This window comes from Priestia sp. LL-8 (genome assembly GCF_036227845.1).
Lineage (GTDB): Bacteria > Bacillota > Bacilli > Bacillales > Bacillaceae_H > Priestia > Priestia zanthoxyli.
The window spans coordinates 2,437,931-2,457,053 of record NZ_JAZAQH010000001.1 but is presented as its reverse complement, the minus strand read 5'-3'; the positions used below and the strand labels follow the sequence as shown (position 1 = coordinate 2,457,053).

Below are 19,123 nucleotides of genomic sequence, written 5' to 3'. Positions count from 1 at the left end.
TTATAAAAGCAAGACTTTGTCTTTATTAGAATTGGCCGCGTTACTTATTCGTTATAAGGGGGAGAACAAAATGCTTTTTTTATCACATGATGAAAAAATTAAACAGCTGGCTTCACATTTAGCTGAACGACTCGAAAGAGAATTAAACCAAGAAACTTCAGATGAACAAATGCACGTGCTCATCGGCTACTTATTTGCTTCTCATTTAATCGAGCACCGTCCTACGGGTTATTACGTAAGGTCTCAATACCCTGAGCAGCTAAAAGATTTATATGAAACTTTACACGTCCACCAATAAATTATCTCTTCCTCTTTTGTCCTATATCGTGTAGAATTTTAGAAAATATATGATTTTCTAGTTGATGGCAGAGCTAGGACATAGCGTGGTGTGGCATTTACCTTTAAATGATTAAGTAATGGCTTTAGAGGTGAATAATGTTAGCGCAGATCAAAGAAATGAGTTTAGATAAAAATCGTCGTAATCCACATTACCGCGTATTGTTGCAGTGTCCAGACGGGAGTGAACTATTCATTCACTTTAATTATACATACCGATCAAAAACATATTGGTCAAGAGATGTATATCACAACAATGTTCATAAAAAATCTCAGCTTGCTTGGTATACCCAAAGCGTAGAGGAAATGACTGCTCAGCAGTTTCTTGAAGAGCTAGGAGCTAAAGTAAATGAACATTTCAACTTTACACTGCGACGATAACCAAAAAAAGCATTCCTTCATATGGGGTGCTTTTTTTGGTTGTTTTACATAAATAAGGACAGAATAATGTATATTCTCTTTTTTTGAAATGAAAGGCGGAATGTTCATGGCGCAAATTGTAATGTGGGTGTTTTTTATCGGTCCTTGGCTATTGCTTTTTGCAGTTGATAAAGAGCGAGTAAAGCGGTATATGGCTGTATCACTATTCGGAGTGGTATTGTTAACGATGGTTTTTCAAATTGCAGATCGCTTTAACTGGTGGGAAGTGAATAAAACTCTTTTTTTCTTTGTTAATATGACGCCTTTTCCTTTTGGCATATTTATAATAGGCACACTTTTTATTTTTTATTTTACCTACCCTGGCTTTTGGATGTTTATGATTATCAATGCAGCTTTCGATTTATTTCAGGCATTTGTCATGAGTCCTATCTTTGAAAAACTAGACATTTATACACTGAAGGAAATGAATCATTTTTTATTATTTGTACTAATGATAGTTATTGCTGTTCTACTTTTTCTTTATCAAAAATGGCAAGATACTGCGTTTAAGTTATCTATCAAGTGATGGAGAGACGGGTTGTGTTTTATCGATGACTTTTATATAATGAATGTGCAAAACCCTCTATTTACATCGGAAATAAAGGTGTTTTTTCCTATGAAAAAGATACAAAACAGCAAAATATCTGCGGATGAACATTATTTTTCGCAAAAAAATTAAAATAATGTAAAAGTTTATGTTAAAATGGCAATGTTGCGTGAACGCATTAACTAACTTTACGCAAGAATGCTATTTACATACGTAAGAAGGAGAGAGATTTAAGATGGCAAAAACGTTAATTTTTGGACATAAAAATCCTGACACAGATACAATCTGTTCTGCAATTGCATACGCTGATTTAAAGAATAAATTAGGTGTAGACGCTGAACCAATTCGATTAGGTGATATTAACGGTGAAACGCAATTTGCTCTTGAAAAGTTCAACGCTGAACTACCACGTTTCGTTGATGAAGTATCTAAAGAAACAAATGAAGTTATTTTAGTGGACCACAACGAACGCCAGCAAAGTGCAAACGACATTGATCAAGTTCGTGTGCTTGAAGTAATTGATCATCACCGTATTGCTAACTTTGAAACGGCGGATCCTTTATACTATCGCGCAGAGCCAGTTGGATGTACGGCAACGATCTTAAACAAGATGTATAAAGAAAACGGCGTAGAAATCGAACCTAACATCGCAGGTCTTATGCTATCAGCTATCATTTCTGATTCTTTATTATTCAAATCACCAACTTGCACAGACCAAGACGTTGCAGCTGCTAAAGAATTAGCGGAAATTGCAGGCGTAGATGCAGAAGAGTACGGATTAGCAATGCTGAAAGCTGGAGCTGACTTAGGCGATAAAACAGCTTCACAATTAATTTCATTAGATGCTAAAGAATTCAGCATGGGTACAAGCAAAGTAGAAATTGCACAAGTGAATGCAATTGACGTAAACGACGTTTTAGTACGCAAAGTTGAATTGGAAGAAGCTATTACTAAAACAATCGAAGAAAAAGGATTACAATTATTCCTTTTAGTTGTTACAGATATTTTAAACAGCAACTCTACTGCATTAGCATTAGGTTCTGCTGCTTCAAAAGTAGAAGAAGCATACAACGTAACGCTTGAAAACAATACAGCTGTCTTAGAAGGCGTTGTATCACGTAAAAAACAAGTAGTACCTGTATTAACATCTGTATTTGCTTAATAAAAAAAACGGTTCGTGTCTACACACGAACCGTTTTTTTGTCTATTTGCGCGTTAAGCCAATTTAGTATATCTTCTATCACTTCATCTTTATTTAATTCATTCAGCAACTCATGACGACACTCTTTAAAAAAACGGTAGCTTACATCCTGCAATCCTGCTTTTTTAAAGTCGTTATATACTTTGACTACCCCTTTTGTATAGCTGCCTACTGGATCATGTTCTCCAGACACTAAATAAATAGGCAGATTTGATGGTACTAACTTTATATTAGCTAAGTTAGAGATTTGTTTGATTCCTGTTAGTAAGTCATAGAAAAACCCCGCTGTGAAAACTCCTCCGCAATAAGGGTCATTTACATATAAATCTACAGCCTCATTATCTTGACTTAACCAATCAAAAGGTGTTCGAGCAGGATGAAAGGATTTGTTGTACTGTCCAAAAGAAAGTTTATCAAGCAATGGACTAGCAGATCGTAATCCTTTTCTTTTTTTCTCTATTTTCGCAGCTAATATGCCACCCTGCAGTGAAAGGGAAGGAATGCTGCCAGTACCTGAGAGCATCACACCATGGATGTGCTCTGTATTCAATTGAATATATCTTCTCGTTAGAAAAGACCCCATGCTGTGACCGAAAAGAAAGATTGGTAGGCCGGAGTGTTCCGTCGAAATGTGCTTAGTTAGAGCAATCATGTCGTAGACTACTGTATCGAAACCATTTTCTTCAGCAAAAAAACGCTTTTCTTCATCTTTTAAAGCGGTTTGACCGTGACCTCGGTGATCATTTCCATATACGATATAGCCATGTTGAGTTAATACATTAGCAAAGTATTCGTAGCGTCCAATATGTTCGGCCATTCCATGGGCTATTTGGACAACGCCTTTTGCAGAATTGTTTTCAACATTCCATTTTTGTGCAAATATTTCTTTTTCCTGATGACCTCTGTAGTAAAAGGATTGTTTCATGCTCAGCATCCACCTTCTGCCTTCCTGTAAAATAAGGGATATATGTATATATTATACTAATTTATGCAGGTGATTTTACTATTTTAAAATAAAAAATGATTATTTTGTCATAAACCTTTACAAACCTTTATGTGATTTGTTAAATTAGTATTTATATTAAAAATTATTAAACAATTTAAAAAGATTCAGTTTTTAATAGGTTAGATGAATACGGAGGGAATTATTGTGGCAGAATTAAGAAGTAACATGATCAAAAAAGGATTCGACAGAGCACCGCACCGCAGCCTACTGCGTGCAGCTGGTGTAAAAGAAGAGGATTTCGGCAAACCGTTTATTGCGGTTGTCAATTCATATATTGATATTGTACCAGGTCATGTTCACTTACAAGAGTTTGGTAAAATCGTAAAAGATGCGATTCGCGAAGCTGGTGGCGTACCTTTTGAAATGAACACTATCGGTGTAGATGACGGTATTGCGATGGGACATATCGGTATGCGTTATTCATTACCAAGTCGTGAAATCATTGCTGACTCAGTTGAAACGGTAGTATCTGCTCACTGGTTTGATGGAATGGTATGTATTCCAAACTGTGATAAAATCACACCTGGGATGTTAATGGCTTCATTACGTCTGAATATTCCGACAGTTTTTGTTAGCGGCGGACCAATGAAGGCTGGCGTAACGAGCGACGGTCGTAAGATTTCTCTTTCTTCAGTATTTGAAGGCGTAGGAGCTCATCAAGCTGGTAAACTTGATGATAAAGGATTACTTGAATTAGAACAATTCGGCTGTCCGACATGCGGATCTTGTTCAGGAATGTTTACAGCGAACTCAATGAATTGCTTAGCTGAAGCGTTAGGACTTGCTTTACCTGGAAACGGTACAATCTTAGCAGTTGCTCCTGAACGTAGAGAATTCGTTAAGAAATCAGCTAAACAGCTTATGGAATTAATTAAATTAGATTTAAAACCACGTGATATCGTAACAGAAAAAGCAATCGACAACGCGTTTGCTTTGGACATGGCGTTAGGTGGTTCTACAAATACAGTTCTTCATACGCTAGCTCTTGCGAATGAAGCTGAAATTGAGTACCCATTAGAGCGTATTAATGAAGTAGCAGAACGCGTGCCTCACTTGGCAAAACTGGCTCCGGCTTCTGATGTATTTATTGAAGACTTACATGAAGCAGGAGGCGTATCGGCCGCTTTAAACGAGCTATCTAAAAAAGAAGGGGCTCTTCACTTAGATACGATGACAGTTACTGGAAAAACACTAGGCGAGAACATTGCAGGATGCGATGTAAAAGACTATAACGTTATCCATCCAATCGATAAGCCGTTCACTGAAAAAGGCGGACTTGCTGTATTGTTTGGTAACCTAGCTCCAGACGGCGCGATCATTAAAACAGGCGGTGTTCAAGACGGCATTACTCGCCACGAAGGACCAGCAATTGTATTTGAGTCTCAAGACGAGGCGCTGCACGGTATTGCTAACGGAAAAGTAAAAGAAGGACATGTCGTAGTCATTCGTTATGAAGGACCAAAAGGGGGACCGGGAATGCCTGAAATGTTAGCTCCAACTTCTCAAATTATGGGAATGGGACTAGGTGCAAAAGTAGCGCTATTAACAGACGGACGCTTTTCTGGCGCTTCACGTGGATTATCAATTGGCCACGCATCTCCAGAAGCTGCTGAAGGCGGCCCGCTAGCATTTGTAGAAGATGGCGACCACATCGTGATTGACATTGAAGATCGTTCGATGAATGTTCAAGTTTCTCCAGATGTTTGGGAAGAACGAAAAGCAAACTGGAAAGGCTTTGAGCCCAAAGTGAAAAAAGGCTATCTTGCAAGATATTCTAAACTTGTAACTTCTGCTAGCACAGGCGGAATTATGAAAATCTAATAGTACAAAAAAGGCTCTCTACGGAGAGCCTTTTTCTTTACTAGAGCAACCGTGCAAAGAGTTTTTAATGCGTAAACTCTTTTTTCATAATAACGTGTGGAATACCGTCTTCCATAAAGACATCAGAAGCAGTCTTATACCCTAATTTATGATAAAAAGGTTCAGCCTGAACTTGACCGTGAAGCTTAGATTGAGTTAAGCCTTCTTTTTTTGCTGCTTCTTCTAAGCTGGTCACCACTTTTTTTCCAAGTCCATATTTTCTAAATTCTTTTAATACACATATCCGCTCTATCTTAGCGAAACCATCTACTATGCGGAATCTTCCAGAAGCAGCTGGTTCGTTGTTATAATAAATCAACATATGTTTTGCCGTTTCTTCATGTTCATCAAATTCATCTTCTAACGGCACTCCTTGTTCTTCAACAAACACTGTTTTACGTATATGAAATACTTCTTCAAGCTGCTCTTTTGTTGTAACATGCTCAATTTTCATTAAAATCCTTCCTTTTCTACGAATTTGCGCTTCTTTTTTGTATAATAAAAATAAGTGATATAAAAGAGTATAAAGGAAAAACAAAATGTTGTAAATGCAACAAAAATCAACTAGTGAACATATTACACAAATTTGAGGTCATTGCTCACTGTTTAAACGACCTCAGCAATAGTAAAATCAACTGAAACATGTTAAAAAAGCAAAGAAAAGGGATTATGAAGCGCTGTGAATCTACATAACTTGTAAAAAGAGAACTATTCACAATAGTAGTGGGATGAAAAAGGGGAATGTATCATGCAAATAACCTTAGTGTATAAAGATGAGCAATCGAATAAATTTTGGAAAGTTGAAAGAAGAGACAGCAAGTTAGTCATTCACTTCGGAAAAGTTGATACAGCCGGTCGCATGCAAGTGAAAGAGTTTGCTTCCACAGAAGCTTGTGAAGCAGCAGCTGAAAAGCTGATTCGTGCAAAATTAAAAAAAGGATATAAGCCTTTAACTTGTTCAATGCAAGTAATGAAAGACAGCACGATGTCAGAGGATCTCTTTTGGGAACTGATAAAAAAGGCGAAGACAAAATTGGATGTCGACGAGCAAATGGAATGGCTCCGCTCCACGCTAGCAAAGCGTTCTGAAAAGGACATTTTCCGCTTTGATCAGCTATTAAATCAGCATTTTGATCAATCCTATACTTCTTCATTGTGGGCAGCAGCATATATTGTAATGGGCGGTTGTTCAGATGATTGTTTTGATTATTTTAGAGCGTGGCTTTTATATCAGGGAAAAGACATATATTATAAAGCGATTGAATCTCCTGAGACGATGATTTCTGTACTTAAACCACTAGAAGCAGAAGGCTATGCTCCTCAATTAGAAGAATTACTTTCTGTAGCGTCTGAAGCTTACGAAGAAAAGACAGGTTTAGATAACGACTATTATTATGATAAATATGACCAGTTTGACCCAGTGTGGTACGATGAGCAAGATTTGGATCTTGATTGGGATGAAGATGATGAGGATGGTTTACAGATGCGATTCCCTGTGCTTTGGAGCCGCTATTGGAACAATCATCTCGAATATTAAAAAGAGGAGATGGAAACCTTTAAACAGATTTTCATCTCCTCTTTTTTTATTTTGATAGAGTACGTGACAGGGCGGCCGAAGACAGTTTTGTTTTTTTGTTTAGCATACTGTTCATAATCATTCCAATTACGATTATCGTCATACCAGCTAACGCAATCCCTGTTGGCATACGTCCATTTAATAAAAACACTTCGCCAAGCACGGTAAAAATCATGCTGCCTGATTGAGTTGCTTCAACCGCTCCAAGCAAACCTAAATTTTCTTTTGCCAAGTCTGTTGCGTAAAAGAACGTCATCGTAGCAATTACACCTGAACTCATTGCCAAGATGAAGGCTTGAGAAAATTGGGGAGAACTTGGGATACCTGTAGTAAAGAAGCCGTATATGGCGTAAATAATACTTAACGGAATACTTGCTAATGCCATTCCTAAAACGCGTTGGAACGTATCGAGCTTCCCGCTGCATATTTCCATCATTTTACGATTTCCAAGCGGGTATAAAAAAGCAGCGACAACCACAGGTAGAAACCCTAAGATAAACTGCATAGGCGTAATATTTTCTGCTTCTTTCACCTGCATAAGAATAACGCCTACTAAAATAAACGCTGAAACACTAAGCGTTTTTAGCGGGATTTTCCCTCTCACTTTTTTATATCCTTCCGCAGTTTGAACCTTTATAAAAAACAAGGGCGAAAGAAGAGCTCCTGCTAAAATAGTCACTTGCCACGTTCCCGCCACCAGCCAAGATGGTCCAAAAAGGGAGGAGAAACTTAAGAGAGAATAAAAACCTACTCCTGCAAGTGTTCCCCAGCCAAGCCAAGCCCAAGGGTGTTTTTTCATTTCCTGCCATAGAGGCATAAATTTCTTTTGCAGCAGCACTAAAATGAGTAAAATAGGAATAGCGAATAAAAAGCGGAGGGATGCAGTCCATGCCCAACTCGTTCCAGATACATTCATTGCTCGGTTAACAATAAACGTAGCGGAAAAGAACATGGAAGATAATAGTCCCCACATTATTGCTTTCATTGTTTACCCTCCTTATTAAATATATTATAATATGTTAATCACTTAAAAAAGTTTATCATAATATACAAAAGAAAGGAAGGAAGAAATGCACACAGAAGAGATGATTAGAAAAGTAGGCAGTGAATTACGAAAAATAAGGGTGCAAAATCATTTGACACTGGATGAACTAGCTGAAAAGACAGGAGTCAGTAAACTTACATTAGGAAAAATTGAAAGGGGAGAGACCAATCCCACTTTAGGGGTGATGTGGAAAATAACAACAGGTTTAAATATTCCTTTAACCAAATTAGTATCAGTAGAGCCTTCAGTATCCCTATCTAAGTGCGGAGAAGGATTTTCTCTCAAAGGACCAGATGAAGCTTGGAAAATCGAATTTATGTTTCAAAACCAAATGGATTCGACGATTGAAATGTACCGAGCCTTTCTTGCGCCTCTCGCTACATACCGTCCTGAACCGCATCACAAAGGATTAATTGAAGTAGCAACGGTAATGGAAGGAAGAATCGAAATGAAAATAGAAGAAGAGCTATACGAGCTAAAACAATTTGACTCTATAAAATTTGAAGGAAGTCATGTACACTCATACAAAAATCTTGAAGAACGTCCCGCTGTTCTGCATTTACTGCTAAAATATGAGGAGTAAAACGGCAGAGCCGCAGTAAAACGAACCATAAAAAATGATTCGTTTTACTGCGGCTCTAATAGCTGTTTATTCATCAGCTTGTTTTGATAGCTAATATATTTTTTTACTCTAATGATAATTAAGGAATATTCTTCAATCAAACGGTGGATGGATTGAACCATACACTCTGGATAATGATGTTTCTTCTGTAAGTACCCTTTATACTTTCGAATTTGTCTTTCGAAATATAAAATAACTTGCTCAGGCGTTTTCACCAGTAAAGATTGCATGTATTCATCTACTTGCTTTTCGAGAAACGAATAGCGATTTGTGATAAAAAATGTCTTCATCTTATTTTCCTCCCTATATGTTAGTGGTACAAAAAAGAAACCCTTGTGCTAGGATTTCTTTTTTGCTTTTTATTTGAATCAGCTGTGCGCACCTTTTAGGCGCTGATACTTGAAATCGAAGACTGTCTATATTTTTTTATTTTGCATTTTATATATGTAGGCGTTTCGCCGAAGAGATTTGCTACATGTGCAATAGCTCCGTAATACGTTTTAGCATCCATCATTTCTTTATTTACAATATAGTCATACAGGGATGATTCGATATCATCAACAAAAGCTAAAATGTGACGCTTTTCGAATAGGAGTTGATAAAGTTCATTAATTAAGTATGGGCTTTGATCAAATTTGTCTTGAAGCTGCTCTACTCGGTACTTTGTCATAGGCACTTCACACAAGATAATGTATCGTAACTCTTCTAAAAATAATTTATTCATCTTTCTCACATCCCTATTCTGTTAATAATTATATAATAGCACTATGCCTTCATATTTGGAAGCGTTTTCAATGGATTAATTTTAATATTTTTTTCTTCTCATTTCCCTTCATTTTTTCTGTTCTTACGTGAATTATCTGTAGTATAGTTCGTTTTACGTAAAGACTCTAGCTAATTGTTAAACTACCTGACATACTTTTTGAATTTTTCATTATTGGTGTCAAAAACTCTTACATACCTAAGCAAAAACACCTTAAAAATAAAGTCCTATGAGTCGGAATCATCTTTATTTGTGATAAAATAAAAAATGGAAAATACATCATATAGGAGAGAGGCTATGGAAAAAGATCATATTTCAGAGCTTAAGATTTTAAAAGACATTGCCGAGATTTTAAATGAAGGCACTAATTTACATACCATGCTTCATGATGCGCTTTTAAAACTGCTGCAAATCACAGATTTACAAACAGGATGGATCTTTTTTATTAATGAAAATGGAAAGCATGAGATGATTGCCGCTCAGCATTTGCCGCCAGCTTTATTAAATAAAACCGCTCAGCCTATGTGTAATGGAAGCTGCTGGTGTGTTGACCGGTATATGGATGGCCGGCTTCAAAAAGCGTCTAATATTATGGAGTGTAAGAGACTTGAAGATTCCGTCATTCATCAGTGGGGAGATACACATGACATTACTCATCACGCAACGGTTCCTTTACAAGCAGGGGATGAACGCTTTGGATTATTAAATGTAGCTGCTCCTCATAAAATTCATTTTGAACAGCGAGAGCTTGATTTATTAGGATCCGTCGCTCTTCAAATTGGCACGGCTATCAAGCGGATTAAGCTGACTCAATCTCAGCAGGAAGTAAAACTTATTGAAGAAAGAAACAGGCTGGCAAAAGACCTTCACGATTCTGTTAATCAGCTGTTGTTTTCAATTAATGTCACAGCTAAAGCAGGAAGCAGCTTAGCAAAAGATGTGCAGTTAAAAGAGACTTTTTCCTTAATCCAAGAAACCGCTCAGCATGCTCAAGTGGAAATGAAAGCTTTAATTTGGCAGCTTCGTCCTCAAGGATTAGAAAACGGCATTGTCAGTGCGTTAAAAAGCTATGGTCAAATGCTAGGGCTTAACGTAAAAGAACAAATTAAAGGAGTGTCCGTTTTGCCTGCTGTGATCGAAGAGACACTGTGGAGAGTCGGACAAGAAGCTTTTAATAATTGCCGAAAGCATGCGGGTACGGCAGAGGTAGATTTAAACGTAAATATAAGCAAAGAACAAGTGATTATGAAAATTCAAGATAGCGGCAATGGGTTTATGTATACCCCTTCAGCAGAATTGCCGACGCTTGGGCTAAAAACTATGCACGAGCGAATAAAAAGATTAAATGGAAAACTATCTGTTACAAGCAGCATAGGAAACGGAACGGTTGTGGAAGTATCTATTCCTCTTTCATAACGGAAAGGAGCGCACATGAAAATAAAGATTTTAATCGCAGATGATCACCATGTCGTCCGAAAAGGACTTGTCTTTTTCTTACAAACGCAGCCTGATTTAGAAGTTGTAGGAGAAGCTTCTAACGGAGAGGAAGCTTTAAAGTTAGCGACATCTCTAGAGCCTCATATTGTTTTAATGGATTTATCGATGCCGGTTCTCGATGGAATCGAAGCAACAAGAGAGTTGAAAAAACAAGCGCCACATATACAAGTCATGATTCTAACAAGCTTTTCAGATCAAGATCACGTGATACCGGCATTAGAAGCAGGAGCTTCAGGCTATCAGTTAAAAGAAAGTGACCCAGATGAACTTGTAGCGGCTATTCGAAAGCTAATGAACGGAGAAAATCAGCTTCATCCCAAAGTCACTACGCACTTGCTAACACGGTTAACTAAAAGCAGCGAAAAGAAAGTCAATTTTATTGACCACTTAACGAAACGAGAAAAAGACGTATTAAAAGAAATTGCAAAAGGTAAAAGCAACAAAGAAATTGGTGCTGCCTTACATATTACAGAAAAAACAGTAAAAACACATGTGTCTAATATTTTATCGAAGCTTGGGGTTCAAGACCGCACGCAAGCTGCTCTATATGCTGTTCAGCATGGAATTTCCTAACCTACGACTTTAGTTGTAGGTTTTTCTTTATTCACCTCAGTCTATATTGGTAGCTTTCTTTCTATCAATAGCATGACGAAAAAAAGTTCAATCATCCCTATACTATACATATAACCAAACGACAGAGGGGTAGATAAATATGAATATACTTATTATTAACGGAAGTCCTAGAGAAACAGGCCGAACAACACAAGTGACGAGAGAACTTCACAAAAGCTATCAAAGTTCTTTTCTAGATTTAAGTCAATTATCACTTCCTATATTCACCGGTGAACCTCATCAGTATGAAATAGAAGAAGTGAAAGTGCTGACTGAAGCAATAGAAAAAGCGGATGGTATCTTACTTGCGACGCCTGAGTACCACGGCGCTATGAGCGGAGCATTAAAAAACGCGTTTGACTTTTTAAACAGTGCGTATTTTGCACATAAGCCCGTAGCACTTGTAGCCGTATCAGGAGGAGGAAAAGGAGGTATCAATGCTTTAAACAACCTTAGAACCGTTACACGCGCTTTGTATGCGAATGTTCTATCTAAGCAGTTGGTATTAGACCCTGCAGACATCGTGGAAAAAGGAACTTTACGAAAAAACGCCGCTGACGGAATTCATGAATTAGTTAATGAGCTGACTCTGTATGCACAAGTGTCTAAGCAAATTTTAGAAGCTAAGCAAAATGTTTGATGAAGGCGCTCTATAAGGACCGTCGCTTTCAAGCCGTAGTAGCTGCGAATGTTTTATCCTCTATTGGTTCCGGTATTACGATGCTTGCCATTCCTTTACTGTTAGTTGCATCTCCAGATGGAAATAAACTATTTGGCACGATTATGCTGATTATGACGGTGATTAGCTTTGTTGCTACTCCGTATATCGGCGTTCTTATTGATCGAATGTCACGAAAAAAATTATTGCTAACAGTAGAACTTATCGGTTTTACCACGGTTATACTATTTGTGATCCTTGGTTTTATGACAGACTATTCAACCATTCACTACATCATTTTGTACGGAACCGGAAACCTTTATTACACGTTTTTTTATCCAACGATTTTTGCATTAAATCAAGAAGTTTTTTCAAAAGATGCGTTTCAATCATTAAACAGTATTATGGAAATACAAGGCCAGCTATCGAGTATGCTTGCAGGGGCTGCAGCGAGTCTAGTCATTACCCGGTGGTCGCTTCAATGGATTTTAACAGTAGATGCAGCTACGTACATAGCTGCATTCCTTTTTCTATTGAGTATTCCATATAAACAAAGCAGTGAACGAAGCGATAAAAAACACACTGCGATGAAAGAGGGATTAGCATTCATAAAAGAAAATCGCTCGGTATCTCTTTTTTTACTGCTTTCTTTTATGCCTTTCATTGCTGTGATGATGACGAACTATTTGTTTCCTATTTATCTGACTCAAGAATTAAACGCAAGTCCAGCAGCATACGGGATTGAAAGTGCTGTATATGGTTTCGGGGCGTTAACGGCAGGGATATTGATTGTATCTATTATGAAAAGAACAGGCACTGAGCTAGCGATTATGCTGAATATAAGCCTTTTTGCACTTGGAATATCGATCATCTTCTTTATGAAGCTTCTGCCCGTTTACTTTTCTATTGTGTTTCTTCTTGCTTTTGCAAATGCAGGTACAAGAGTAGCTCGAAATACGTTTATGATGCAAAAAATACCGAATATTATCGTGGGAAGAGTCGACAGCTGTTTTCGCTTTATCACGTTAGGGATTCGTATTTTATTGATTTTCTTCTTTACGTACGTTACGGCTAATGATCGTATAGGACTGGCTTTTTTAGGACTTAGCCTGCTTTTATTATCATCCGCTGTGGCAGGCTGGACGCTCTACAAAAGAAAACACCGAAAACAGTCTGCACTGCTTAAGAGTGTTTTATAATGTCTGTTGCATGTTATAATAGAAGAATTGACAAATAATGTTCAACGTTTATGACGTTGGACATTATTTGTTCTGAATAGAAATTAAACAGCAACAGCATTGACTGTTATGCGATTGGAAGATTGTGAAGCGATGATAAATAAAACATTAAACAAAGAACAATTAAAAGATTCGTACTCAAGCAGAACGTACTATAGAGGACACACGTATTACAAGCAGGGGCGTGTGCTTGATTTGGAATACAATGAACAGACCACTACGTGGACAGCATCCGTTCGAGGTGCGGAAATGTATACAGTAATGGTTGAACAAAAAGGAAATTCTTTTTATTCATTCTGCGATTGTCCTGCTTATCACGAGTTTTCAGAATGCAAACACGAAGTAGCTGTTTTATTAACCATTTGCGATGAGCGAGCAAAGCCGCAGCCAATTAAAACGAAGCCTTTTCGCCAAAGCAAAGAATACGAAAATGTAAATCACTTTATCGACTTATTTTCGAGCTATCAGCAAACAATAAGCGACCATAGAAAATATGCAGATAAAGATCCGTTGAAAGTAGAATTTATTTGCAAGTCTTACTCAGAAGAATTTTTACGTTCAGAAGGAATGTACGTAGCGCTTGAAATGAAAGTAGGCGTCGACCGGACATATGTAGTAAAAAACATTCAAGAATTTTTGACAGACGTTAAAGAATTCCAAACTCACGAATTTACTAAGCGCTTCGAATATGACCCTGAGGAACATTTTTTTATAGAAGAAGATAAGAAAATCATTGAGCTGCTGATGGATATTATGACAAATGAATCATTTTATAAAAATTCTTATTCCATGTATCGTTCGTCTGCAAATAACAGAGAACTAATCATTCCCTCCATCATAGCCAAAAAGTTATTTCAATTGCTTAAAGATCGGAACTTTACATTTATTCATGACGGGCACTCATATGAAAATATTATCTTTGCTGAAAGCTCAGCTCCTTTTTCATTTCAAATAAATAAGCATTCGGCAGCTGGATTTGAGCTAGACTTTACGGAACTTCATCAAGCTTCATTTTTTGATCGATATGGATGGTTATTTTTAAACGGGACGTTTTATGAGCTATCTCAAGATCAGCGAATGCTTCTTGAAGGACTTCGAAAAACGGCGCCTTTAAAGCCAGTCGTACCTATAGCAGAAGAGCAGATGGGCAATTTTTTATCTCACGTCGTTCCAGGACTAAAAAAAGTGGGGAAAGTAGATATCGCAAAGGAAGTATCTCATCAGATTATTGCACCTGAACTAAAAGCAAAAGTATTTATTGATCGTGAGGATGAACAGCTGTTTGTGACGCTTCGGTACAATTACGGAGAGATTTCAATTAATCCATTTTCACCTCAACCTGAAAAGTACGATAAAATCTTAATACGAGATTTAGAAAAAGAAGATCGCGTCATGGACTTAATTGAAACAGCTCCTTTAAACATTTATAAAAACCAGCTGTATTTAAATCAAGACGAATACTCTCTATATGAATTTTTGTTTCATATTGTTCCAAAGCTTGATGAAATAGCAGATGTGTATATTACGGATGAGATGAAAGACTATGCCTATACGGATTTTTCGGATCCGGTAACAACGGTTGACATCAAAAACAGTAATGGGTTATTAGAGATCAATTTTGACTTAGGAGGCATTGATCATCAGGCCGTTCAAGATGTTTTAAAATCTGTTTTAGAAAAGAAAAGCTATCATCGTCTAGATAACGGTGCGTTTATTCCTCTTGAAAACGAAGGCTTTGAACATATCCAAAATCTGTTTCGCGAGCTGAACGTAACCGAGAAAGACTTAAAGGATAACTCATTGCAGGTACCTTTATATAGAGGAATGCAAGTGGAAGAGATTATGAGTGCGGGTGATAAATCAGCTGCTAAATTTGGCTCAGCATTTAAAAGGTTACTTACACAGCTTAAATCCCCAGAGGAAATGGATTGGGAAGTACCGGAATCCTTGCAGGCATCACTGCGTGATTATCAGTACAATGGGTTTAAGTGGTTTAAATCGCTGGCTCACTACTCTTTAGGAGGCGTACTGGCTGATGATATGGGGCTTGGAAAAACGCTTCAAAGCATTGCCTATATCTTATCTGAAAAAGAGCTTGATGAAGACAGCAGTGCTTTTTTAATTGTTGTGCCGGCTTCCTTGATTTATAACTGGCGCAACGAATTGGAGAAATTCGCACCGAATTTAACGGTTCAAACCATTACAGGAACGCCGAGCGAGCGTGAGGAGAAGCTAAAACGCACAGCTGACGTATGGATTACATCTTACCCAACGCTGCGTCAAGATATCGATTTGTATCAGCATCTTCATTTTCATGCTTTAATTCTAGATGAGGCTCAAAGTATTAAAAATCATACAACGAAGACAGCAGTAGCTGTTAGGACTATTTCAGCTAAAAAACGTTTTGCGCTTAGCGGTACCCCTATTGAAAACTCACTTGACGAGCTTTGGTCAATATTTCAGACTATTCTTCCAGGTTTATTTCCAGGGCTTCGCCAGTTTAAAAACATGTCATCGGAGCAGGTCAGCCGAATTGTAAGACCATTTTTACTGCGACGAGTAAAAAAAGATGTGTTAAAAGAACTGCCTGATAAAATTGAAACCACTCATTTATCTGAGCTGACTAAAGAACAAAAAGAGTTGTATGTAGGCTATTTAGAGCAGTTAAAATCATCTTTAGCCGGTGAAGATTTTAATAAAAACCGAATGAAGATCTTGGCGGGATTAACAAGACTTCGCCAGATTTGCTGTCATCCGTCCCTATTCGTTGAAAATTACGAAGGGTATTCAAGCAAATTAGAGCAGCTGCTTGAAATTACAAGAAATGCGGTTGCCAACGGAAAACGTTTGTTAATCTTTTCTCAGTTTACAAGCATGCTTCACATTATTCGAGAAGAGCTTCAAAAAGAAAATCTCTCATACTTTTATTTAGACGGTCAAACGCCATCAAAAGAACGAGTGGAAATGGCGGATCGGTTTAATAATGGAGAACAAGACATTTTCTTAATTTCATTAAAAGCCGGAGGCACGGGTTTAAATTTAACGGGAGCCGATACGGTTATTTTATATGACTTATGGTGGAACCCCGCGATTGAAGAACAAGCGGCAGGGCGTGCACACCGTATTGGACAAAAAAATGTGGTGCAGGTCATCAAGCTTATTTCTCAAGGAACCATCGAAGAAAAAATTTACGGCTTGCAGCAAAAGAAAAAAGAACTCATCGAACAGGTTATTCAGCCGGGAGAAACAATGCTTTCTAGTTTGACAGAAGAAGAGCTTCGAGAACTGCTTAGTATGTAGCAAAGGACGTGTAAGGAATGAAAAAATGGGCGTTTGTATCAGATTTTGATGGAACAATTTCAAAAAAAGATTTTTACTGGATTGTGATTGAAAAGTATTTTCCAGAAGGTGAAGAACTTTTCCACCGATGGAAAGCAGGAGAAATGAAAGATATTGATTTTTTATCTACTGTTTTTCAATCCATTCACCAAGAAGAACCGAAAATTTTAGAAGAAGTAGCGAATATTCCAATTGATGAATACGTGCCCGCTTTTATTAAAGCTGTTCAGGAAAACGGCGGAGATTTTTATATTTTAAGCGCTGGAACAACGTACTATATTAAACCGATTTTAGATAAATACGGTGTTGAAAAAGTGGAAGTTTATTCGAATGAAGGATATTTCCATCAAAACAATGTTCATCTGCGTCTAGATCCTGCTCACAGATGGCATTCAGAACGCTACGGCATCGATAAATCGGCTGTTATTCAAGAACTAAAAGAGACATACGAAACGATTTATTTTGCTGGCGACAGCGAGCCGGATTCGCATCCAGCAAAATATGCAGATGTTACATTTGCAAAAGATTCTTTGCAAGATTTACTGCGCGAACAAAACGTTTCATTTGTTCCGGTTGAGACATTTAAAGATATTGAGCAATATTTGATGCAACATAATGTGATAAAAAAGGCATAAAAACAGCGGTATTATTTGATTACTTCAAATAATACCGCTGTTCCTATTCCGCCTCCGCTTCCTAAAGCAGCTATTACATATCGCACGTCACGGCGCTTACTTTCATAAAAAAGACGCGTAGCTAAAATAGCTCCTGATGCTCCGTATGGGTGTCCTAGCGTCAATGCTCCTCCGCAAATATTTACTTTCTCTTCTGATATCCCCAGTTCTTGCATGCAAGCGACAACTTTAACAGCAAATGCTTCATTGATTTCAAATAAATCAATATCATCTACCGTAAGCGAATTTCGCTTCAAGATATTTTTAATCGCAGAAACGGGCGCAATAGCAGGGTAAAGAGGTGACACTCCTGAAATATCAGCGTCAATAAAACGCGAAACGGGCTGAAAGCCTAAAGCGCGTGCTTTTTGTTCTTCCATCACAAGTGTAATGCAGGCTCCGTCGTTAATTCCACAGCTGTTGGCTGCGGTGACGGTGCCTTCATTTTTTAAAAAGACGGGGCTGGCTTTTTGCAGCAGCTTTGTTAGGTTTCGTTTTTTCATAAATGCTTCATCGTGCATCACGTTTGGAAGAGGAAGCGTTTCTTCTTCAAACAATCCTTTCTCAAAAGCCTCCCAGCTTCTTTCATGACTTAAAAGAGCGTACCTGTCCTGCTGATCTTTAGATATATTGTATTGCTGGGCTACATTTTCTGCTGCAATTCCCATGTCGGGATCACCAATTTTGTCAGGAGAAAAACGTGCTCTTTTTTCAAAAGGAGAAGTGCTTGTACTTTCAACGCCTCCAGCTAAGTAGCACGTTCCTGCACCTGCTTTTATCAAATAGCTGGCCATTCGAATCGCCTCTAAGCCAGCTCCGCACTGACGATCAATGGTCATTCCCGGGATAGAAAAAGGGAGGTCCGCTTCTAAAGCGGATAACCTGGCTACATTTCCTCCTGGACCTACAACATTTCCTAAAATAACGTCATCAATTTCATGTTCAATTCCAGCGCTAAGCTGTTTTAATAAAGGAGCCGCTAGCTCTTGAACGTGAAAATCTTTCAGTAGACCGTTTTCTTTTCCAATGACCGTACGCTTCGCTTTTACAACGGCTGCTTGATACATAGTCATCACATCCTTACATAGAAGCAGTGTTAGAACGGCCAGGTACCGCTACTGCTTTTCGAACTTTTGTAATTAAATAAGCCGCGACCGCTGCTTTTATACAGTCACCTGGAAGGTAAACAAAGCTTAGCTGAAGAGACTTCAGAAACGGAATGTGAAGCTGCATTGCCTGCACAGGAATGCCACAGGCATAGACTAACACAATCCCAAATAACACATTGACAGCAAAAGCTTTTGCAACCGTTACATTTTTTAAATTTGATAACGTCCAGCCAATAAAGAAAGCTGCAAACACATAGCCAATGATATATCCAGCACTCGGACTCAAAAACACACCAATTCCTCCGCGTCCTCCAGCAAGTAAAGGAACGCCAGCTGCTAGCAAACATAAAAAGAGAAATTGACTTAAAGCTCCTAATCTAGCTCCGAGGATTCCTCCTGACAGCATGACACCCATAGGCTGAAGAGTAATTGGAACGGGTGTAAAGGATAAAAAAATAGGAGGGACGAGTCCTAGAGCGCCCATTATAGCCGTGAATAATGCAACATACGTCATATCTTTTGTTTTCATCGTAAACCTCCGCTATGTATGATAAAACATGACTATCGTATCTTATTAAACTTAAATTAGTCAACTTAATTTTTGTATAAGTTTACATTTT

Annotated in this window: 20 protein-coding genes; 13 read left to right on the top strand and 7 right to left on the bottom strand. The window is 37.9% G+C overall.

Features of this window, described 5'->3' with window-relative positions; genetic code table 11:
• The first annotated feature begins 70 nt into the window (after positions 1-70).
• The 4 genes from U9R83_RS12445 (at position 71) to U9R83_RS12430 (ending at position 2,465) form a co-directional block, all read left to right on the top strand.
• Positions 71-298, top strand: a complete 228-nt coding sequence (locus U9R83_RS12445) for a hypothetical protein (protein WP_014459922.1) — start codon at positions 71-73, stop codon at positions 296-298.
• 137 nt (positions 299-435) lie between these two features.
• Entirely contained in the window at positions 436-717 is a 282-nt protein-coding gene (locus U9R83_RS12440; RefSeq protein WP_014459923.1) for a hypothetical protein, read from the top strand.
• Positions 718-823: 106 nt separating this feature from the next.
• On the top strand, positions 824-1,282 hold the full coding sequence (locus U9R83_RS12435; RefSeq protein ID WP_209369300.1) for a hypothetical protein: 459 nt from the start codon (positions 824-826) through the stop codon (positions 1,280-1,282).
• Between the two features lie 256 nt (positions 1,283-1,538).
• On the top strand, positions 1,539-2,465 hold the full coding sequence (locus U9R83_RS12430; protein ID WP_014459925.1) for a manganese-dependent inorganic pyrophosphatase: 927 nt from the start codon (positions 1,539-1,541) through the stop codon (positions 2,463-2,465).
• 19 nt (positions 2,466-2,484) lie between these two features.
• Here the strand turns inward: U9R83_RS12430 and U9R83_RS12425 are convergent, their stop codons facing one another.
• Positions 2,485-3,429 carry an alpha/beta hydrolase gene (locus U9R83_RS12425; RefSeq protein WP_154991278.1) on the bottom strand — a complete coding sequence of 315 codons (945 nt, stop codon included), beginning with the start codon at positions 3,427-3,429 and terminating at the stop codon, positions 2,485-2,487.
• Between the two features lie 225 nt (positions 3,430-3,654).
• Between U9R83_RS12425 and ilvD the strand changes: the two genes are divergently transcribed.
• Positions 3,655-5,331: a dihydroxy-acid dehydratase gene (gene ilvD / locus U9R83_RS12420; RefSeq protein ID WP_013057207.1), complete on the top strand. Its 1,677-nt coding sequence runs from the start codon at positions 3,655-3,657 to the stop codon at positions 5,329-5,331.
• A 64-nt stretch (positions 5,332-5,395) separates the two neighbouring features.
• Here ilvD and U9R83_RS12415 read toward each other — a convergent pair whose 3' ends face one another.
• Positions 5,396-5,824, bottom strand: coding sequence for a GNAT family N-acetyltransferase (locus tag U9R83_RS12415; protein WP_014459928.1), 429 nt, complete (start codon positions 5,822-5,824; stop codon positions 5,396-5,398).
• Between the two features lie 294 nt (positions 5,825-6,118).
• Here U9R83_RS12415 and U9R83_RS12410 point away from each other — a divergent pair, with 294 nt between their 5' ends.
• On the top strand, positions 6,119-6,907 hold the full coding sequence (locus U9R83_RS12410; protein ID WP_209369298.1) for a DUF4240 domain-containing protein: 789 nt from the start codon (positions 6,119-6,121) through the stop codon (positions 6,905-6,907).
• Between the two features lie 46 nt (positions 6,908-6,953).
• On the opposite strand, the gene U9R83_RS12405 is transcribed toward U9R83_RS12410, so the two are convergent.
• On the bottom strand, positions 6,954-7,931 hold the full coding sequence (locus tag U9R83_RS12405; RefSeq protein WP_115654042.1) for a DMT family transporter: 978 nt from the start codon (positions 7,929-7,931) through the stop codon (positions 6,954-6,956).
• 85 nt (positions 7,932-8,016) lie between these two features.
• Here U9R83_RS12405 and U9R83_RS12400 point away from each other — a divergent pair, with 85 nt between their 5' ends.
• Positions 8,017-8,574, top strand: coding sequence for a helix-turn-helix domain-containing protein (locus tag U9R83_RS12400; protein WP_028413197.1), 558 nt, complete (start codon positions 8,017-8,019; stop codon positions 8,572-8,574).
• A gap of 44 nt (positions 8,575-8,618) precedes the next feature.
• On the opposite strand, the gene U9R83_RS12395 is transcribed toward U9R83_RS12400, so the two are convergent.
• Positions 8,619-8,903 (bottom strand): hypothetical protein, encoded by a 285-nt coding sequence (locus tag U9R83_RS12395; RefSeq protein WP_014459932.1) that lies wholly within the window; start codon positions 8,901-8,903, stop codon positions 8,619-8,621.
• 95 nt (positions 8,904-8,998) lie between these two features.
• Entirely contained in the window at positions 8,999-9,337 is a 339-nt protein-coding gene (locus tag U9R83_RS12390) for a hypothetical protein (protein ID WP_013057201.1), read from the bottom strand.
• A gap of 336 nt (positions 9,338-9,673) precedes the next feature.
• On the opposite strand from U9R83_RS12390, the gene U9R83_RS12385 reads away from it, so the two are divergent.
• From U9R83_RS12385 to U9R83_RS12360, 6 genes are all read left to right on the top strand, one after another.
• Positions 9,674-10,792 carry a GAF domain-containing sensor histidine kinase gene (locus U9R83_RS12385; RefSeq protein ID WP_182420523.1) on the top strand — a complete coding sequence of 373 codons (1,119 nt, stop codon included), beginning with the start codon at positions 9,674-9,676 and terminating at the stop codon, positions 10,790-10,792.
• Positions 10,793-10,807: 15 nt separating this feature from the next.
• Entirely contained in the window at positions 10,808-11,446 is a 639-nt protein-coding gene (locus U9R83_RS12380; RefSeq protein WP_182420524.1) for a response regulator, read from the top strand.
• Between the two features lie 139 nt (positions 11,447-11,585).
• Positions 11,586-12,125, top strand: a complete 540-nt coding sequence (locus U9R83_RS12375; RefSeq protein WP_014459935.1) for an NADPH-dependent FMN reductase — start codon at positions 11,586-11,588, stop codon at positions 12,123-12,125.
• The gene (locus tag U9R83_RS12370; RefSeq protein ID WP_328575262.1) at positions 12,125-13,342 is read left to right on the top strand and encodes an MFS transporter; all 1,218 of its coding nucleotides are present in this window, start codon (positions 12,125-12,127) and stop codon (positions 13,340-13,342) included. Before U9R83_RS12375 ends, U9R83_RS12370 begins: the two co-directional genes overlap by 1 nt.
• A 132-nt stretch (positions 13,343-13,474) precedes the next feature.
• Positions 13,475-16,681: a DEAD/DEAH box helicase gene (locus U9R83_RS12365; protein WP_328575261.1), complete on the top strand. Its 3,207-nt coding sequence runs from the start codon at positions 13,475-13,477 to the stop codon at positions 16,679-16,681.
• Positions 16,682-16,698: 17 nt separating this feature from the next.
• Positions 16,699-17,355, top strand: a complete 657-nt coding sequence (locus U9R83_RS12360) for an MtnX-like HAD-IB family phosphatase (protein WP_226701271.1) — start codon at positions 16,699-16,701, stop codon at positions 17,353-17,355.
• 11 nt (positions 17,356-17,366) lie between these two features.
• Here the strand turns inward: U9R83_RS12360 and U9R83_RS12355 are convergent, their stop codons facing one another.
• Positions 17,367-18,461, bottom strand: coding sequence for an acetyl-CoA C-acyltransferase (locus tag U9R83_RS12355; protein WP_328575454.1), 1,095 nt, complete (start codon positions 18,459-18,461; stop codon positions 17,367-17,369).
• Positions 18,462-18,474: 13 nt separating this feature from the next.
• On the bottom strand, positions 18,475-19,032 hold the full coding sequence (locus U9R83_RS12350) for a biotin transporter BioY (protein WP_014459940.1): 558 nt from the start codon (positions 19,030-19,032) through the stop codon (positions 18,475-18,477).
• Positions 19,033-19,123 lie beyond the last annotated feature (91 nt).